Below are 15,592 nucleotides of genomic sequence, written 5' to 3' on the forward strand. Positions count from 1 at the left end.
TTAAGAACGATATCTGGATTACTGAAATGGCTCAACAGGGCTTGATTTCGCCCTTTGAGCCAAGCCTAATCCGAAAAGTGCAAAAAGATGATTCTGTAGCGGTTCAGCCTGTAATTAGCTATGGATTGTCTTCTTATGGGTACGATATACGCCTTTCCTCGGCTGAGTTCCGCATTTTTCGCCACATTCCCGGAACTATAATTGATCCCAAAAACTTTAATCCCCAAAATTTAGAGCCAACAGCGCTGCATACTGATGCCAATGGCAGTTATTTTATTTTACCTGCTCATTCCTATGGGCTTGGGGTGGCTCTAGAAAAGCTGGAGGTTCCTGAAAATATTACAGTAATTTGCATAGGTAAATCTACGTATGCAAGATGTGGCATAATTGCAAATTTAACCCCTGCTGAGGCTACATGGCGAGGTCATTTAACTTTAGAATTTTCTAATTCTTCTAGTGCTGACTGTCGCATTTACGCTAATGAAGGCGTGGTGCAATTGCTATTTTTAGAAGGTGAACCCTGCGCTATTAGTTATGAAGCACGCCAGGGAAAATATCAGGATCAGCAAGAAATTGTGACTTTGGCTCGTATTTAGACTGAATGATATCTAAAAAAGTTTACACAAAATATAGAACTTAAATCTATTCACCAATTGCACTGCTGGTAATAATTTAATTGTAGATGTATCTAGGGGGTAATTGGGTTTACCGTTGGGCTTGGCTTAGGGCCATTTTTTCATCTCGCTTCTAGCCAAACCTGTAAATCGACCAAACTAGTAAAATCTAACAGTGCTTCACTCAAATCTTCCAGAACAGGCAAAGGTAAACCAGAAATTGAGGAGCGTATTTCTTCCGAAAGTTCCCCAAATCGCTTAGTCAATTGCCGGAGAATGAGATTAGCTGTTGCTTCCTCACGTCCTTCCTCACGTCCTTCTTCCTTAATTTCTCGGTAAACTCGCGTTTCCTTAAGCGTGATTCCTAGCATAGACTCTACCTCCGCTTGAGTTAATTGTTCAAATCTGTACACCATGATCGTCGTTATTAATTCAATTATGGCGCGACTTGATGGTAATAGCTCTTCTTGATTGGTTCTTGTTAATAAATACCTTGCTTCTTCTGGCGCTTGTTCTTCATCCACTGTAGTTAATACCATCAACGCTACCCATATAGGTAATTGACGAATATCCCCTAATTCATCTAAATACACCCGATGTATTTGTTCACCGTTCAGCAATGAACGATGAGGATGAATATCGATTTGTTCGATACTGCGCGACGGGTAAATTATCACTGCTTGCCAGTCGCTAAATCTGGCACGGTTGCGGTAGAAATATAACGAAGATTCAGCCCATACTCTTTCATAAAGTTGTTCATCTTTTTGGAACTGAACCTCGCAAAAATATACAACTCCAGCACCATCGCTTTCAGGGGGTAGAAATACCCCATCAATTTCAAATTTCGGTTCTTTGACTGCGACTGAATCAAAACGATAGCTATTTGAATTATTTGGAGGATTTGTCAACAGTTCAAATAGCAAAGTTGGAGACTGTTGAAACAGTTTGTAAAATATTGAGTCTCAACGCATGAAAACATTTTACTAATTTTTTATTTATGATTTTTTGGTGGCTGTTTGGATAATCCCTTTGATCTAGAGCGTGGTATCTCAATCAATCCAAGTGGGACATTCTCAATCCAGCCCAAAATATGATTATGGTGCAAGTCTGGCTTTACCAAGACGCTGTTTTTCATACCATTGTGCGATCGCAGGTGCCCAATCTTCAAAATGAGGCCACATCATTTCACACAACTTCTGAATTTCAAGTTGAGCGTCTTTTTTATTTCTCAGGTCACAAAAATGCAAGAAAGACCTTAAATTGAAACTCACCACAAAATGCTGGCGATAATCAAAAGGCACTTTACCTCTTGCGTGTTCTTCAGACATTCCACCCTCAAAATCAGCTTGATATCGTTTAGCTGCTTCCAAACACCACTCTAAATCTGCTGCTCGTTGCTCTGGTGAATAATGGTACTTTTTGCCTTGTCTATCAGTGTAATAACCAACAGGGCGTAGGTAAAAAACATCTTCTATGTCTTTCTTACCTTCTAGTACATCAATAAATTGGTTGCCTGTGTACCTAAAAGACTGAACATCAAATGATACTCCTACACGATGAGTACGAGCCTGCTGCATAACACTGTGGGGAAAGTAACCACAGTTGAAAACAATTTGGGGATGCTCTAGAGGCCCATAGTGTCCCCTCTCACCCGCTAAAAGTCGCTTAACAATAACTTCGCCGCTTTGTGACTCTGACGGCCAGGAGTCGCGCTCATCAAACACGAACCCATCGGTATAGTCCTGGTGCATCGCGGCATAAATCACCTGCTGCGGGTTTGGCGTTTTGGCAATAACCTCTACTCGAAATCGATGCATTAGTTTTGGGAGTGGATTTGTGACTGAAAGTGCTTATGCAGAAGAAGCGGAGCCTGTTCGTTAGATATGGCTTTGAACTCGATCCATTATCATATCTCTGCCTTGGACTTCTACTTAAGGAGATTAAGATACTTTACAAATATTAATATCTTTGTTACAGTTGTTTACATAAAGAGAAAACAGGGAAAAATCCATGCGTACAAGCACTGCTATAATTGACGACCAAGGCAAACTGAACAACTTTGCGATTGAGCCAAAGGTTTATATAGACGAGCAAGGCGATCGCACTGGTTTCACTCCCTATGCAGAAATGCTGAACGGTCGTTTAGCAATGATCGGTTTTATTTCTCTGATAGCATTAGAAGTATTCACAGGACACGGTATTGTTGGTGTTTTGGCAAATCTGTAAAAACTAATTTTTTATAACGTAATTCTCAATAAATAATTAAGAGACGGTAGATTTACCGTCTCTTCTTTTATGGAAAGCTTAGTGCTAGAGTGAATATGCTGATAGCAAAAGCCCTTATTAGCGTAAAAACATTAGGTGAACTATGGCTTTAACTGCTTCAACTATGTTGCCACTAGGCACAAAAGCACCAGATTTTAATCTACCTGAAGTGGTATCTGGAAAGGCAACTTCGCTTTCTACTTTTGCAGATAAAAAAGCGCTGTTGGTAATGTTTATTTGTCGGCATTGCCCATTTGTAAAGCACATCCAACAAGAATTAGTGCAGTTAGGAAAAGATTATTTTACAAGTGATTTAGCGATCGTTGCCATCAGTGCTAACGATGCTAAGAATTATCCAGATGATGCGCCAGAGTCGTTACAAGCATTTGCCACAGAACAAGGGTTTAATTTTACCTTATGCTACGACGAGAGTCAGGAGACGGCAAAAGCTTACACAGCAGCTTGCACACCTGATTTTTTTGTATTTGACGAGCAACGCAAACTTGTTTATCGGGGACAATTAGATGATAGCCGTCCCAGTAATGGTAAACCTGTAACAGGCGCAGATTTACGCGCAGCCATTGAAGCAGTGCTGGCAGGCAAACCTGTTACAAGCGACCAAAAGCCGAGTGTTGGTTGCAATATTAAATGGAAACCCGGAAACCAACCCAGTTATTTTGGTTAAAAGCGGCTACATCAGCTTATTCATACCCGATCCGGCAACACCGGATTAAGATTGTATAGCGATCGCTCTTTTGTTTTCCGAGAGTGACAAAAAAGGGCTATTCTTTCAAGCTAATTGTCTTCTTTTTCTTCAGCCATATTCCCAACAAGCCAGCAATTGCTATTCCTCCAATACTTGATGGCTCAGGCACAGACAGAGGTTCTACACTCACATTATCCAAGTATAAAAAACCATAGCTAGCTCTACCACCCAACTTTAACTCTGTAGATGATTTTGTTGCCAAAAAATTCAAGTCATATTGTGTGAAAGGAGATCCAGCAACATTTATAGTATTTATTTTATCAAAGACTTTATTTCCATCGACAAATGCCTGAAATATATTATCAACTTGGCTGCTATCTTCGTCTGTTCCTAAAAAGAAACTGAGATTATAGTTACTACCGATAGTTGTAGCCAAATTTTGGGATATATAAGCAGGATTTACAAATGAACCGATCGATAAACCTTGATTACCACTCTCATACTGAGGAAAATTGTTAATTCTAATCCCTGATGTATCGATCGGATCGCCAGATTTAATCCAGTCTGTAACATTAGGATTTGGAACATTGGGGTTGTTAGGATCTACGAGTGGGTCGAGTTCAAAGCTTCCGTTCCTAACAAGTTCTACTGCTTGTGCTGCTGTATTATAAGTATTGGTAATCACAGCAGTGCTAGCTAAGGTAATAGTAACACTAAAAACAATAATTGAGAGTTTTTTGGTTAAATTCATCAAACTTGACTCCAAATAATTCAAAATTACAACAACGTAATGCATCAAATATCTTCAGATCCCCCTTTGAAGCCTTGATTGGGGGGATCTTGATACAACCTAATACTTTACAAACATCCTCTAAGCTGATGAAGCAGCTTACATTTTTACCTATAGTTCATTGTTGTCCTTCATCTTCAGGTGCTGCTTTGACACTCACATCATCCAAATATAAAAATGCATACTTGGCTAGAGAACCAAACTTGATCTCTGTAGATGTTCCTTCAGCTTCAAAATCTAACTTGTATTCTGTGTAGGCTTGGTAGGCAATATTCTTTTTGGAAGAAACCTTCTCACCATTTACAAATACGTGAAGTTTATTATCAAGATTGGGTGCTTCCTCTATGGATGCTAAATAGTAAGTAAGTTGATAGTGTTGACCGGGAACTGTAGGGATAGTCTGTGATATGTAAGCAATGCTTGAAAATGCACCAAGCGATAAACCTTGATTACCAGTATGAGGAAAGTTGCTAATCGTAACACCCGATGCAGCTGTTGGATCTCCAGATTTAACCCATCCTGTAACATTAGAGTTTAAAATGTTGGGATCATTAATATCTGCGAGAGGATCTATTTCAAATCCCCCGTTGTTAATCAGTTCTTGTCCTTCCGCTTGTGCTGTCGATTTATAAGTATTGGTAATCACAGCAGTATGAAGAAAGGCAGTGGTCAAACTACAAACAATAATTGAGAGTTTTTTAGTGAACTTCACGAGACATTACTCCAAATAGTTCAAAATTCACGACAATGACTACTTAATTGATTTACTTTGTGGTAACTAAGGCGCAAGAAACCCATAATTATTTTTGAAAATATTCTGAGCAGTAGTACCAGTTAAGTAGTTAGAAAAACTCTGTGCGGTCGTTAAAACTGTAGTTCTGGTGAGTATACCCAATGGATAGACAATCGGATCGCTCTCTGTTGTTAGGGCTGTTTCTACAACTCTTACCTTGTTAGAAAGAGCAGCATCAGTTTTGTAAACTGCACCTGCATCGATAGTTTTATTTACACCTCCAACTACAAGAGTTTTATTTTCAACAGCAGTTAAAACGTTACGCACATTGCTAGCAAGGTATAACTTAGGGTTGAGAGTAGTGAAAATACCCCGGCTAGTGAGAACTTGTTTGGTATAGTTTCCTGCTGGCACAAGTGGAGGAGTACCTGTATAGTCACCTATAGCAATACCAGTAATGTTGGCATTGGTCAAACCATTGAAGCTGGTGAGAGCAGCGCTACCAGTACTAACAGGAGGTGTCGTAGGGGCAATCAAGACTAGACGATTTCTGACAACGTTTTTACGGCTACCTGCTACCAACTTACTTGGGCTTGCATTCTGCAAGACATCTATTTGGTCGGTAGCAGCTGAAATGAAAATATCTGCTGGGGCTCCCGCTTGTATTTGACTCAGCAAGGTACCAGAAGCTCCAAATGTATAAACTACGTTGATAGTCGGGTTAGCATTTTGGTACTGGGTTTTAATTGCATTCAGTGCGTTTGTTAAGCTGACAGCCGCATACACGTTAAGTGTGGTTGTGGAGTTTGCTGGCGATAAATTGATAAACTGGGAGCCTATTACCAGCATCATGCTGGTAACTGCTGTAGCAATCCAAGCGATAAGTCTTCTTCTGTTCATGAAATTTATAGTTTGGGGAAAATATTACCTAAAAGTCTCATTGTTGACGTACCTGGCTTACGTAGAGGCAACAGAAAATAAACTGCATAGAATGCAGAGGATATGGATAAATCTCATTTAGAGAGAGCTTTGACGTAATTACTACGCACGAAAAATTCTGGAAATAAACAAACGGCCTCGTAATTGCTAAAAGCATTAGTTATGATGAGCCGTTATTATTTCCAAGCAGAATTACACAAACAAAAAGTGAAATGTATTTAGTGATGAAATAATATCAGTTAAATACGCTTATTACCAACATTTTTGGTTATAAAATCCTGACATAAAGCTTAGACAAGGGAAGTCAAACTTTAAAATGCCCCTGAATTACTTGTCTGGCATAGGTTTATTGTAAAATAGTCATAAATTACTAAAATACATTTTTACCAACAAAATAGTTTTAGACAACTTTTTACCTAATTTAGTTGGTAATTAAGCTGGTGTATTAGTACTGTACTAACACTAGTGAAAAGCGATCGCACTTACCGATGTGTAAAAAAGGAGCGATATCTGCGGCGTAAACCACGAATCCAGGAGTGCTTGTAACCATCTATCTAGATTAACTACATATAATTCTCTGTGTGTATAAAAATATATACAAACTCTTATACTATCAATAAAAAAATTGATTTGACATACGCCTAACGATAGATAGATTTTATTGAATAAATAGTTTAGATTTGTAACAAGTTACACAGAACTAGGTAAAGCACATGGCCAACATAATTGACACTGCTACTAATAACGGTTCTTTCAATACTCTAGTTGCAGCAATCCAAGCGGCTGGTCTGGTAGATACACTGAATGGCAATGGCCCATTCACAGTATTTGCACCCACTGATGAAGCATTTAACAAGCTTCCAGCAGGTACAGTAGACGCATTACTTCAAGATATTCCTAAGCTGAAGAAAATCTTGACCTATCATGTAGTCTCAGGAAAGGTACTGGCTGCTGATGTAGCTAAACTGAAGACAGCTAAAACAGTTGAAGGTTCAGAAGTAAAAATTGACGCTTCTAATGGCGTAAAAATCAATGATGCAACAGTTGCAGCAGCAGATGTTGCTGCTGATAACGGTGTCATCCACGTAATTGACACAGTTTTGATTCCTGCATAAGCAAACTTCAGAATAGCGAATGCTATTTCTGGGGTGGCGACTACCCATAGTCGTTTCTTTACTAAAATCTGGTTGAATGTTTTTTAATAAACACCAACTACCAACAAATCCATCTAGATCCTGTCTAGATGGATTTATTGTTTAATTAAGTGTAATTAAATTTTTAGTTTTGCCAAACCCAAATAACGGATGCCTTCGGGGGAAATATCAAAACGGCAAGGTAAGACTTCTAAACCAAGAGCGATCGCATCCCGCAATAATTTACCATATACAGGATCTGTGCGATCGCCAGGGGAAAACTCTGTACAATCACCACGATTGATAAAGTAAAGCATCACCGCACGAGTTAAAGGTAGCAACGCCATCAGTTCTCGCAAGTGTTTTTGTCCTCTTGTAGTCTCCGTGTCAGGAAATAAAGCTAGTCTCCCCTCAGACAAAGTTGTATTTTTCACTTCTAAATAAATCGGGCGTTCCTCATCACTCCCCGTCAAGAAAAAATCCACTCGACTTTTTTTATCTAGTCCATAAACCACCTCACCCTTGATTTGGCTATACTCACCCAATTCTGGGAAAAGATATTTTGCCAAAGCTAGCTTTACCACCCGATTGGGCAAAAAAGTATTTATGCCTACCCAAGTCGGCTCATTGTCATGTACCTGAATTAGTTCTAAAGTGTAAGCCAATTTGCGGTTAAGATTATCACTTTTGGAAAGCTGTACAGCACTTTGGGGAGTTGATACTCCAGTCATTGGCCCTGTATTAGGACAGTGTGCTGTCACTATTTCGCCAGAAGTAAGTTGAACGTCAGCAAAAAATCGCTTGTAACGCTTGAGTAAAATACCCGGATACAAAGGTGGGTAACGGTAAAGCCAATCCATCATTATAAAACCTTGTTGCTGCTAGTAAATATACGTCGATTCCTTACCCACCTAACTCTCAACAGTAAATCTTTGCAGCAGCGACTCCACCCTGTGACATAAATCAAGCAACTTTACATATCATAGATTGTCAACTTTTGTAGTTAAATTGACAACATAGTAATAAAAAGTAGCATATACTAAGCATTATAAGCCTCCCATAAAAAATCCGGGAGATTGCACTCAACGTGCAAGGAGGTAAATCCTATGCAAAAATTGGAGACAGCAACGGAATTAGAATATGCTTTTCTGTTTACTCTAAGAAAAGTAAATTCAATCAATCCAGAAGGTTTCAAGCCATTTTTTATTAATATGCCTATTGATCCTTACATCAAAGGCAACTATCGTTCCAGAAGATTATCTCGGTTCACAGTTTCTGGAAATCATTTAATCAAATTACCTCATGGCTATCTCTTTCAAAGTAAAGAGTATAATCCATTAGTGGGTGATATAAAAAGAGAGTTCGCAGAATTAGATGATGGACTCATAGAACTTGATATTTTTACAAATCTAGTTTTAGCATTTAGTGATTCTTGTAAACTTCATCCTGAAGCTGAAATTGGGGTTCATCAAATTAGAACTATTTGTTCGGCAGATAATTTGGGTAATCCAGCGCCTGAAGGTATCCATCAAGATGGTACTGATTTTATTGGCATATTTTCAGTAAACAGAGATAATATTCAAGGTGGAGAAACACATCTATATACTGCCAAAAAAGAAAATCCTGTATTTAGCAAAGTTCTAAATCCGGGAGAACTTTTATTAGTTAACGATCATGATTTTTTCCACTTCACCACTCCCATCAAACCACAGTATGACACTCAAGGAAGTAGGGATGTTTTTGTACTAACTTCTCCTAGCTTGCTTTCGTAATAATTTTAGTCAAATGTAAATATTTTGCAATCTACGAGATATGGGGAATTGAATGTAGTCATTTCCCCAGCTTTTTTGTTTGGAATTGGAAATAATCTAGCTGAGAGTGGTTTATCTAACTTGATGGCTAAAGTTGCCATATCAATTAATAAAGCTGCAATTTTTTCTATCGTTATATCACCCGGAATCGGAACTGTATCCAGTCCACAACCACAAACTGCTGAATATAATAATAAATTTGTAATATCATAAGTTTGCTCATTAGCTCTGGTAGCCAGTCCCACATCTTCACAAACTGGAAGCATCAGCCCAGAGTAACCACAGATTTTTACTGATACATTTTTCAGTACACGAGTCAGCATACCAGAAACGCTGAGAGTTCCAGAATGTCCAAACTTACCATTAATCAATTTTTCATAAGCAAAAGCAATACTGTTTTTCTTATTCAAGGATGGGGCTAGAGAGTTATCGATTCCTGTATATGTAACGGCGAATCTATCAGATATTTTTTCGGCAATAACCGCGACTTGATTTAATTCAGATTCTAAAAGTAATTGCAGGTTTTGCTCTCCTGTTATCATATTTTTAGCTTGTGAAAATGCTTGCATTACCAAGTCACCTAACTCTAAACCTATAGCGAAAGATGTATTGCCTCTATGGTAGGCTGTAGGAAAAAATGGGATACCTGGCTGACAGTTTGCCCATGCACAAAAACGAAAATTACCATAACCATTTTCACTTTCTTGGGAAATACGTTTAATAACTTTAGCGGATTCCCTAGCATTCTCAAAATTGATGCCAGTTTCACTGTCGCCAATTCTGCTAGAGCAATAAATAATCGATGTATTTTTGTTGATATCTGGAATGATATCTATGGTTTCAGGTTTGCTGGCATAACCAATATTGAAAAAGCTGATATTCAGACTTTGGCAAAGTTGTTCTAGAGTTTGAATTTCATTGATAATTTCGATTTTTGATAAGTCTTGTAGATATTCTTCCCAGGTATTAGTGGCGATTCTAGTTGTTTGTACTTCGTATCCTTGTTTTTCAAAGAAAATCTTTGCTTGCTGATTAAAGTCAGCAGCTTGCTTAATTGTTTCCCGATCTTGTAAAGATTGAAGTGATATACCTGTTGTGATAGTTCTGATTTTCATTGGTATAACTCATTATTGATAAGCTTAATCAAAGTTTTAGTCAATATTTATACTAAATCTAACTGTAAAACCTGGAGTGTACAATATTCAATTGCATGAATATCGCCGATAAAATTTACGGGGTTTGTTCATTTTAATTCACTGCAAATCCGAAATGAACCAAAGCCACGCTGAATACTTAGAATATTAAGAGTGAGTGGATAGGTTAGGCTACGAAGCAAGCTTGCTGGAATTCAACTAACTGAATCAACCAAACAAATGTATGAATGAAGAATTTTACAATAGAGGATTGGAAAAGGCTAGGCGAAAAGACTACGCCCAGCAATTCTCATCATGAGAATGATTATAACTATCATTAGCATCTATGCAAAATTTTCAGTTAAAGGTATGGTTTTTGTATCTCAATACTCGCGAACGCAGGAGCTTTTTTGAATCAGCCAGGAATTTTTGACGAAATAGTACAATACTTTCAGTCAATCCTGAAAGATTTACCTGATAAGCGAACAGGCAAAAACAAACGCTATCAAATGAGTGATGCAGCATTAAGCGCATTCTCCATATTTTTTACTCAGAGTCCTTCTTTTCTTGCCCATCAAAGGTCAATGGCACATAGTAAGGGACATAATAATGCTCAAAGCTTGTTTGGGGTACACCAAATTCCAAGCGATAACCATATCCGAGATTTACTTGATGAGATAGAACCAACCGTTGTGTTTCCGGTGTTTACCAAGATTTTCAAAGCATTAGAGAATGGTAAACACTTATCAAAATTTCGTTCTTTTAAAAATAATTTGCTGATAGCTCTAGATGGAACAGAATATTTTTGCTCCAATGAAATTCACTGTGAACACTGTTCGAGCAGAACTTTTAAAAACGGAACAACTCAGTATTTTCATACTGTGGTGACACCAGTAATTGTTTGTCCTAGTAATTCTCAAGTAATCCCGTTAATACCAGAGTTTGTTGTCCCTCAAGACGGATATCAAAAGCAGGATTGTGAGAATGCGGCAGCAAAACGTTGGATTCAGAAATATGCCAAACAGTATGCATCTCTTGGTATTACCATTTTAGGAGATGATCTTTATTGCCATCAACCTTTATGTGAATTATTACTACAAGAAAAACTAAATTTCATTCTAGTGTGTCGGTCTAAATCCCATAAAACACTTTATGAATGGTTAGAAGGAATGCCCCTTGATACATTTAGTGTCAAACATTGGAAGGGCAAAGTCTATGAGATTTATACCTACCGTTATGTCAACCAAATTCCTTTACGGAATAGCGAGGATGCTTTATTAGTAAACTGGTGTGAATTGGCCATTACTCGCTCTGATGGGACTATAATCTACAAAATACCTTTGCGACAAATCATCGAATCACAGATATTAATGTTGAGGCGATTGTGTCAGATGGTCGCAGCAGATGGAAAATAGAAAACGAAAATAATAACACTCTTAAAACCAAAGGTTACAACTTAGAACATAATTTCGGACATGGGAAAACGCATTTATCCTCCCTATTAGCAACCTTTAATATCCTTGCATTTCTGTTTCATACTCTACTTGACATTATAGATGAGAAATACCAATTTATCCGCCAGCATTTACCAACACGCAAGACCTTCTTTGATGATTTACGCGCCTTAACTCGTTATCTTTATTTTGATAGTTGGGAAAGTCTGCTTAACTTTATGATCCACGGACTGGAATTAGAATTTCATCCCAACACAAGCTGAAAATTCATCTTACTTTTTGAGAATACTTACAACTCCGTGTAATACATGGAATTAGCTTGAATTGCCATGTATTACTTGGTAGTTCATTGTGTCTAAAAATCTGTTTGAAGTAGCCACTCCTAGTTCAAATTTATCATTCAGCAGAATTCTCAACGTCTCCCAGGCTTCATCGGTTAGTTTCGCTCTTAACATATTGATAACCATTCTCATAATGAGAATTGCTGGACTACGCCGGAGCAATTGAGGAATTTAGCCATGCTTTACAACTGACACCTTACTTTGCCGAAGCTTACTTGCAAAGGGGTTTAGCATATTATGACTCAGGAGCAATCCTTAAGGCTGTTTCAGATTATACCGAAGCCCTGAAGCTGAATCCTGAGAGTGTAGAGGCGTATTATTGTCGTGGATTGGCTAGGGTGGCGCTGAAAAATTTACCAGGGGCGCTGGAAGATGTTGAACGCGCTATTCGTCTCAATCTCAATTATGCTGCGGCTTATAATCTGCGAGGGATGGTGCGGCGCAAACAAGGTTATGTTCAAGATGCGATCGCTAACTTTAAAAAAGCAGCACAATTATATCTAGAACAACAGGATAAAGAAAACTGTCGCCTGTGTCTGGAACGAATTAAACAGCTACAACCCCAAGAATTACCTGTTTTACAACAATCACGTTCCCCAAATGCACCGATTTTATCAACCAATGATTATTTCACCCAGTTATTAGAAAAAGCTGAAAAGGGAGATACTCAAGAGGCACTGGCCGATTTAAACTGGGTATTGAAAGCCGATTCGCAAGATGCCCAAGCTTACTGCTGTCGTGGGGTTGTGCGTTGTAAAATGGGAGATTATCGAGAAGCGATCGCAGATTTTAATCAAGCATTGCGACTAAATTTCCAAGATGCCATTGTCTATCGTAACCGAGGTAAAGCCCGTTCTATATTGGGAGATCATCAAGGTGCGATCGCGGATCTTAATCAAGCACTCCAGATGCAACCACAAGATGCGTTAGTTTATATTGCCAGAGGTAATGCCTATCGGAGTACAGGTAACTATCTCGGTGCTATTCAAGATTACACCCAAGCGCTGCAAATAAATCCTGATGATGCTCAAGCTTACTACAATCGTGGCATTGCCTATACTTGTTTAGAAGAAATGCAAAATGCCGTGGAAGATTATCAACGGGCGGCGAGTATTTTTTGCGAACAAGAAGACTGGGGAAATTATCAACAAGTTTTAAGTAGCCTAGAAAAAATCCAGAAATTTAGTCCACAGTCAAAAAAGCAAAAATATAACTTGCTACATCAGCGACTTTTGCAAATGGTTGGGGGATATTGGGAAATTGCCGAAAGATTGATTCAGCAGAAACAGGATTACCATCCTGGGATGTCAGACGAGTGGTATTTGCAAAAAGTGATTGATGATTTAGAACGCGATCGCGGTAGATAAAATATGAAGGAGACAAGAGGCAGGAGGAAAACTGGCCTCTGCAAAAACTATTTTCATTCATAAATACCACTAGCTATACACATAAATACACCCGTACATTTGTACGGGTGAAAATGCGATCAATCACTTGCGATTGGCTTATGCGTTACCACCTTTAACTAACTACCGCTTCAGCTTTTTCCTCGGCTTTTTCCTTGACTAGCACATAAGGCTGTTCTGCACCTTGTGCTAAATATTCAGCTAGCTGACTTTCAATTTGATCGCGTACAATTTGCCGATACTCTAGAAAATGCTCGTTGTGGGCGCAAGCAGAGATGTAATGCTCAATCACTCCAGGGTTACGCTTGAGAATGCTAAACAAATGGTGCCAGAATTTCCAACGGGTTTCCCGTTTGATTCCTTGTCGCCAAATTACAATCAGCAACGCTTTTACAACCACCCACTCTGGCATTTTTGCTGGCGCTTTCCAACTCGGCAAACCCATCATCAAGAAACAGCGATAGGTACGATCCAAGTACTGCACTGGGTCGTATAAAGTACAAAATGCTTCAATATATTCTCGTGCAAGTTCTTCTAGCGGACGGGTGGGCAAGAAGTTCATCAATGTTGTCTGGTTGATGTTGCCATCTTGATTTTCCCGCAGTCGTCCTTCTTTTTTCAGGCGATGCCAAAGCGCGGTGTTAGGTAACGCTTGCAACATTGCAAAGGTAGTAGAAGGAATAGCTGCTTGTTCAGCAAAGCGGACAATGCGATCGCCTGCGCCTGCTTTTTCGCCATCAAAGCCGATAATAAACCCAGCCATTGGGCGCAATCCCGCTTTAATGATGGTTTCCACTGCCTCAGTTAGAGAACTGCGAGTATTTTGAAACTTCTTGGTCATTTGCAAACTATCCTCATCCGGCGTTTCGATTCCCAAAAACACCGCCGAGAAACCACACTCAACCATCAACTCCAACATTTCTGCATCTTGTGCCAAGTCAATTGAAGCTTCAGTGTCAAATCGGAAGGGATACTTGTGTTCTGCCATCCAGACTTTTAACTCTTTCAGCAACAATTTTACATTTCGTTTGTTGCCAATAAAGTTGTCATCCACCATGAACACACCCCGCCGCCAACCCAATTCATAGAGGTAATCTAATTCTGCTAAAAGTTGGGCTGGGGCTTTGGTGCGTGGTTTGCGCCCGTAGAGAACAATAATGTCACAAAATTCGCACTGGAAGGGACACCCGCGCGAAAACTGCACCGACATCATGTCATAAGCATTCAGTTCTAATAAATCAAAGCGGGGTATTGGCGTGCTTGTGACATCAGGTTTTTCTGTGGCGCGGAAAGTTCCAGAAGTTTCACCCCGTTGAATTGCCTCAATAAACATGGGCAAAGTGATTTCCCCTTCATCCAAAATCAGAAAATCTGCGCCAACATTTTCAACTTCGTGAGGTACAGAGGTGGGGTAGGGACCGCCGACTGCGACTAACTTGCCACGTTTTTTGGCTTCCTGGATTTGCTCAAGTAAATCTTGTTTCTGGACAATCATCGCAGAGAGAATTACTACATCTGCCCATGCCCATTCTTCTTCGGTTGCTGCGCGGATGTTGCGATCTACCAGCTTGAACTCCCATTCTTGGGGCAGAATAGCGGCTACTGTTACTAAACCCAGAGGTGGTAATAAAACTTTGCGATCGACTAACTCTAAGATTTTTTCATAAGACCAAAAAGTTTTAGGAAATATTGGATACACTAACAAGATTCGCATGTAGTATCAATCCTCACACTTTGATTGTTATCCCACTCTAACGAAAATAAAGAGCTATTGACTTTTTATTAAAGTTGTTTTATCTTACCACCGATATTTTTCCCTTTAATTAATGGGCTGCTAGCGACTGGGATTCTTGCAGCTAATCGGCAAAAAGAAAAGCATGTTGAAACAGGAATCAGGAGATTTCTGGTTTCTCTAACTACCACCCGGCTGTAAACTAAATTCATATCAGTAGAACTTAAGCCAATACGGTTCAGAGACGCGATTTATCGCGTCTTTGCGATCTAGGGCGTGTCATCAAAAAACCTTATCCGAACCATATTGGGACTTAGGCAACTGTCATAGGCGATCGCCTGTGTGTTAAATATTATCACTAAAATCTGTAAAGAATTTAATCGTTTAAAATCCTGAATAGATATCCAAACCTTTGATTTAAAGGCTTTACAGACTGATATTATCACCATCTACTAATTATATTTCTTGAAAAAGACTCCACACTTATAAGAAATATTCTCATTTAGCTGTATCGTAAAAATAGAAGCAAATTAGA

At 39.0% G+C, this 15,592-nt stretch carries 14 protein-coding genes and 1 pseudogene; 7 read left to right on the top strand and 8 right to left on the bottom strand.

The genetic code is table 11. From position 1 onward, the window contains the following. Positions 1-26 precede the first annotated feature (26 nt). The gene (dcd, locus tag NPUN_RS12675; RefSeq protein WP_234711130.1) at positions 27-596 is read left to right on the top strand and encodes a dCTP deaminase; all 570 of its coding nucleotides are present in this window, start codon (positions 27-29) and stop codon (positions 594-596) included. 140 nt (positions 597-736) lie between these two features. On the opposite strand, the gene NPUN_RS12680 is transcribed toward dcd, so the two are convergent. Continuing rightward, positions 737-1,522 carry an Rpn family recombination-promoting nuclease/putative transposase gene (locus NPUN_RS12680; protein WP_419788427.1) on the bottom strand — a complete coding sequence of 262 codons (786 nt, stop codon included), beginning with the start codon at positions 1,520-1,522 and terminating at the stop codon, positions 737-739. A 186-nt stretch (positions 1,523-1,708) separates the two neighbouring features. Beyond that, complete coding sequence (gene thyX, locus NPUN_RS12685; RefSeq protein WP_012409077.1) at positions 1,709-2,431, bottom strand: FAD-dependent thymidylate synthase; 723 nt, start codon at positions 2,429-2,431, stop codon at positions 1,709-1,711. 193 nt (positions 2,432-2,624) lie between these two features. Between thyX and NPUN_RS12690 the strand changes: the two genes are divergently transcribed. Then, positions 2,625-2,840, top strand: a complete 216-nt coding sequence (locus NPUN_RS12690) for a chlorophyll a/b-binding protein (RefSeq protein ID WP_012409078.1) — start codon at positions 2,625-2,627, stop codon at positions 2,838-2,840. A gap of 142 nt (positions 2,841-2,982) precedes the next feature. Next, complete coding sequence (locus tag NPUN_RS12695; protein WP_012409079.1) at positions 2,983-3,564, top strand: thioredoxin family protein; 582 nt, start codon at positions 2,983-2,985, stop codon at positions 3,562-3,564. Between the two features lie 97 nt (positions 3,565-3,661). Here the strand turns inward: NPUN_RS12695 and NPUN_RS12700 are convergent, their stop codons facing one another. The 3 genes from NPUN_RS12700 to modA form a co-directional block, all read right to left on the bottom strand. After that, positions 3,662-4,336 carry a PEP-CTERM sorting domain-containing protein gene (locus NPUN_RS12700; RefSeq protein WP_012409080.1) on the bottom strand — a complete coding sequence of 225 codons (675 nt, stop codon included), beginning with the start codon at positions 4,334-4,336 and terminating at the stop codon, positions 3,662-3,664. Between the two features lie 157 nt (positions 4,337-4,493). After that, positions 4,494-5,087 carry a DUF642 domain-containing protein gene (locus tag NPUN_RS12705; RefSeq protein ID WP_012409081.1) on the bottom strand — a complete coding sequence of 198 codons (594 nt, stop codon included), beginning with the start codon at positions 5,085-5,087 and terminating at the stop codon, positions 4,494-4,496. Between the two features lie 66 nt (positions 5,088-5,153). Next, positions 5,154-6,008 carry a molybdate ABC transporter substrate-binding protein gene (modA, locus tag NPUN_RS12710; RefSeq protein ID WP_012409082.1) on the bottom strand — a complete coding sequence of 285 codons (855 nt, stop codon included), beginning with the start codon at positions 6,006-6,008 and terminating at the stop codon, positions 5,154-5,156. A 752-nt stretch (positions 6,009-6,760) separates the two neighbouring features. Here modA and NPUN_RS12715 point away from each other — a divergent pair. Then, positions 6,761-7,162 (top strand): fasciclin domain-containing protein, encoded by a 402-nt coding sequence (locus NPUN_RS12715; RefSeq protein ID WP_012409083.1) that lies wholly within the window; start codon positions 6,761-6,763, stop codon positions 7,160-7,162. A gap of 155 nt (positions 7,163-7,317) precedes the next feature. Here the strand turns inward: NPUN_RS12715 and sfsA are convergent, their stop codons facing one another. Further along, on the bottom strand, positions 7,318-8,043 hold the full coding sequence (gene sfsA / locus NPUN_RS12720; protein ID WP_012409084.1) for a DNA/RNA nuclease SfsA: 726 nt from the start codon (positions 8,041-8,043) through the stop codon (positions 7,318-7,320). Positions 8,044-8,286: 243 nt separating this feature from the next. On the opposite strand from sfsA, the gene NPUN_RS12725 reads away from it, so the two are divergent. Continuing rightward, positions 8,287-8,952 carry a 2OG-Fe dioxygenase family protein gene (locus tag NPUN_RS12725; protein WP_012409085.1) on the top strand — a complete coding sequence of 222 codons (666 nt, stop codon included), beginning with the start codon at positions 8,287-8,289 and terminating at the stop codon, positions 8,950-8,952. Positions 8,953-8,957: 5 nt separating this feature from the next. On the opposite strand, the gene NPUN_RS12730 is transcribed toward NPUN_RS12725, so the two are convergent. Continuing rightward, complete coding sequence (locus NPUN_RS12730) at positions 8,958-10,106, bottom strand: DUF711 family protein (RefSeq protein WP_012409086.1); 1,149 nt, start codon at positions 10,104-10,106, stop codon at positions 8,958-8,960. Between the two features lie 455 nt (positions 10,107-10,561). On the opposite strand from NPUN_RS12730, the pseudogene NPUN_RS12735 reads away from it, so the two are divergent. Both NPUN_RS12735 and NPUN_RS12740 read left to right on the top strand, forming a co-directional pair. Next, positions 10,562-11,841 (top strand): annotated as a pseudogene (locus tag NPUN_RS12735) (ISNCY family transposase). A 218-nt stretch (positions 11,842-12,059) separates the two neighbouring features. After that, positions 12,060-13,286 (top strand): tetratricopeptide repeat protein, encoded by a 1,227-nt coding sequence (locus NPUN_RS12740; RefSeq protein ID WP_052304592.1) that lies wholly within the window; start codon positions 12,060-12,062, stop codon positions 13,284-13,286. A gap of 154 nt (positions 13,287-13,440) precedes the next feature. On the opposite strand, the gene NPUN_RS12745 is transcribed toward NPUN_RS12740, so the two are convergent. Then, positions 13,441-15,039: a B12-binding domain-containing radical SAM protein gene (locus tag NPUN_RS12745; protein ID WP_012409087.1), complete on the bottom strand. Its 1,599-nt coding sequence runs from the start codon at positions 15,037-15,039 to the stop codon at positions 13,441-13,443. Between the last annotated feature and the right edge of the window lie 553 nt (positions 15,040-15,592).

Source organism: Nostoc punctiforme PCC 73102, assembly GCF_000020025.1.
Lineage (GTDB): Bacteria > Cyanobacteriota > Cyanobacteriia > Cyanobacteriales > Nostocaceae > Nostoc > Nostoc punctiforme.

Coding starts and splice junctions, on each gene's coding strand:
- NPUN_RS12730 (WP_012409086.1), bottom strand. CDS start 10,106: ATGAAAATCAGAACTATCACAACAGGTATATCACTTCAATCTTTACAA.
- NPUN_RS12690 (WP_012409078.1), top strand. CDS start 2,625: ATGCGTACAAGCACTGCTATAATTGACGACCAAGGCAAACTGAACAAC.
- modA (WP_012409082.1), bottom strand. CDS start 6,008: ATGAACAGAAGAAGACTTATCGCTTGGATTGCTACAGCAGTTACCAGC.
- dcd (WP_234711130.1), top strand. CDS start 27: ATGGCTCAACAGGGCTTGATTTCGCCCTTTGAGCCAAGCCTAATCCGA.
- NPUN_RS12695 (WP_012409079.1), top strand. CDS start 2,983: ATGGCTTTAACTGCTTCAACTATGTTGCCACTAGGCACAAAAGCACCA.
- sfsA (WP_012409084.1), bottom strand. CDS start 8,043: ATGATGGATTGGCTTTACCGTTACCCACCTTTGTATCCGGGTATTTTA.
- NPUN_RS12700 (WP_012409080.1), bottom strand. CDS start 4,336: ATGAATTTAACCAAAAAACTCTCAATTATTGTTTTTAGTGTTACTATT.
- NPUN_RS12725 (WP_012409085.1), top strand. CDS start 8,287: ATGCAAAAATTGGAGACAGCAACGGAATTAGAATATGCTTTTCTGTTT.
- NPUN_RS12745 (WP_012409087.1), bottom strand. CDS start 15,039: ATGCGAATCTTGTTAGTGTATCCAATATTTCCTAAAACTTTTTGGTCT.
- thyX (WP_012409077.1), bottom strand. CDS start 2,431: ATGCATCGATTTCGAGTAGAGGTTATTGCCAAAACGCCAAACCCGCAG.
- NPUN_RS12715 (WP_012409083.1), top strand. CDS start 6,761: ATGGCCAACATAATTGACACTGCTACTAATAACGGTTCTTTCAATACT.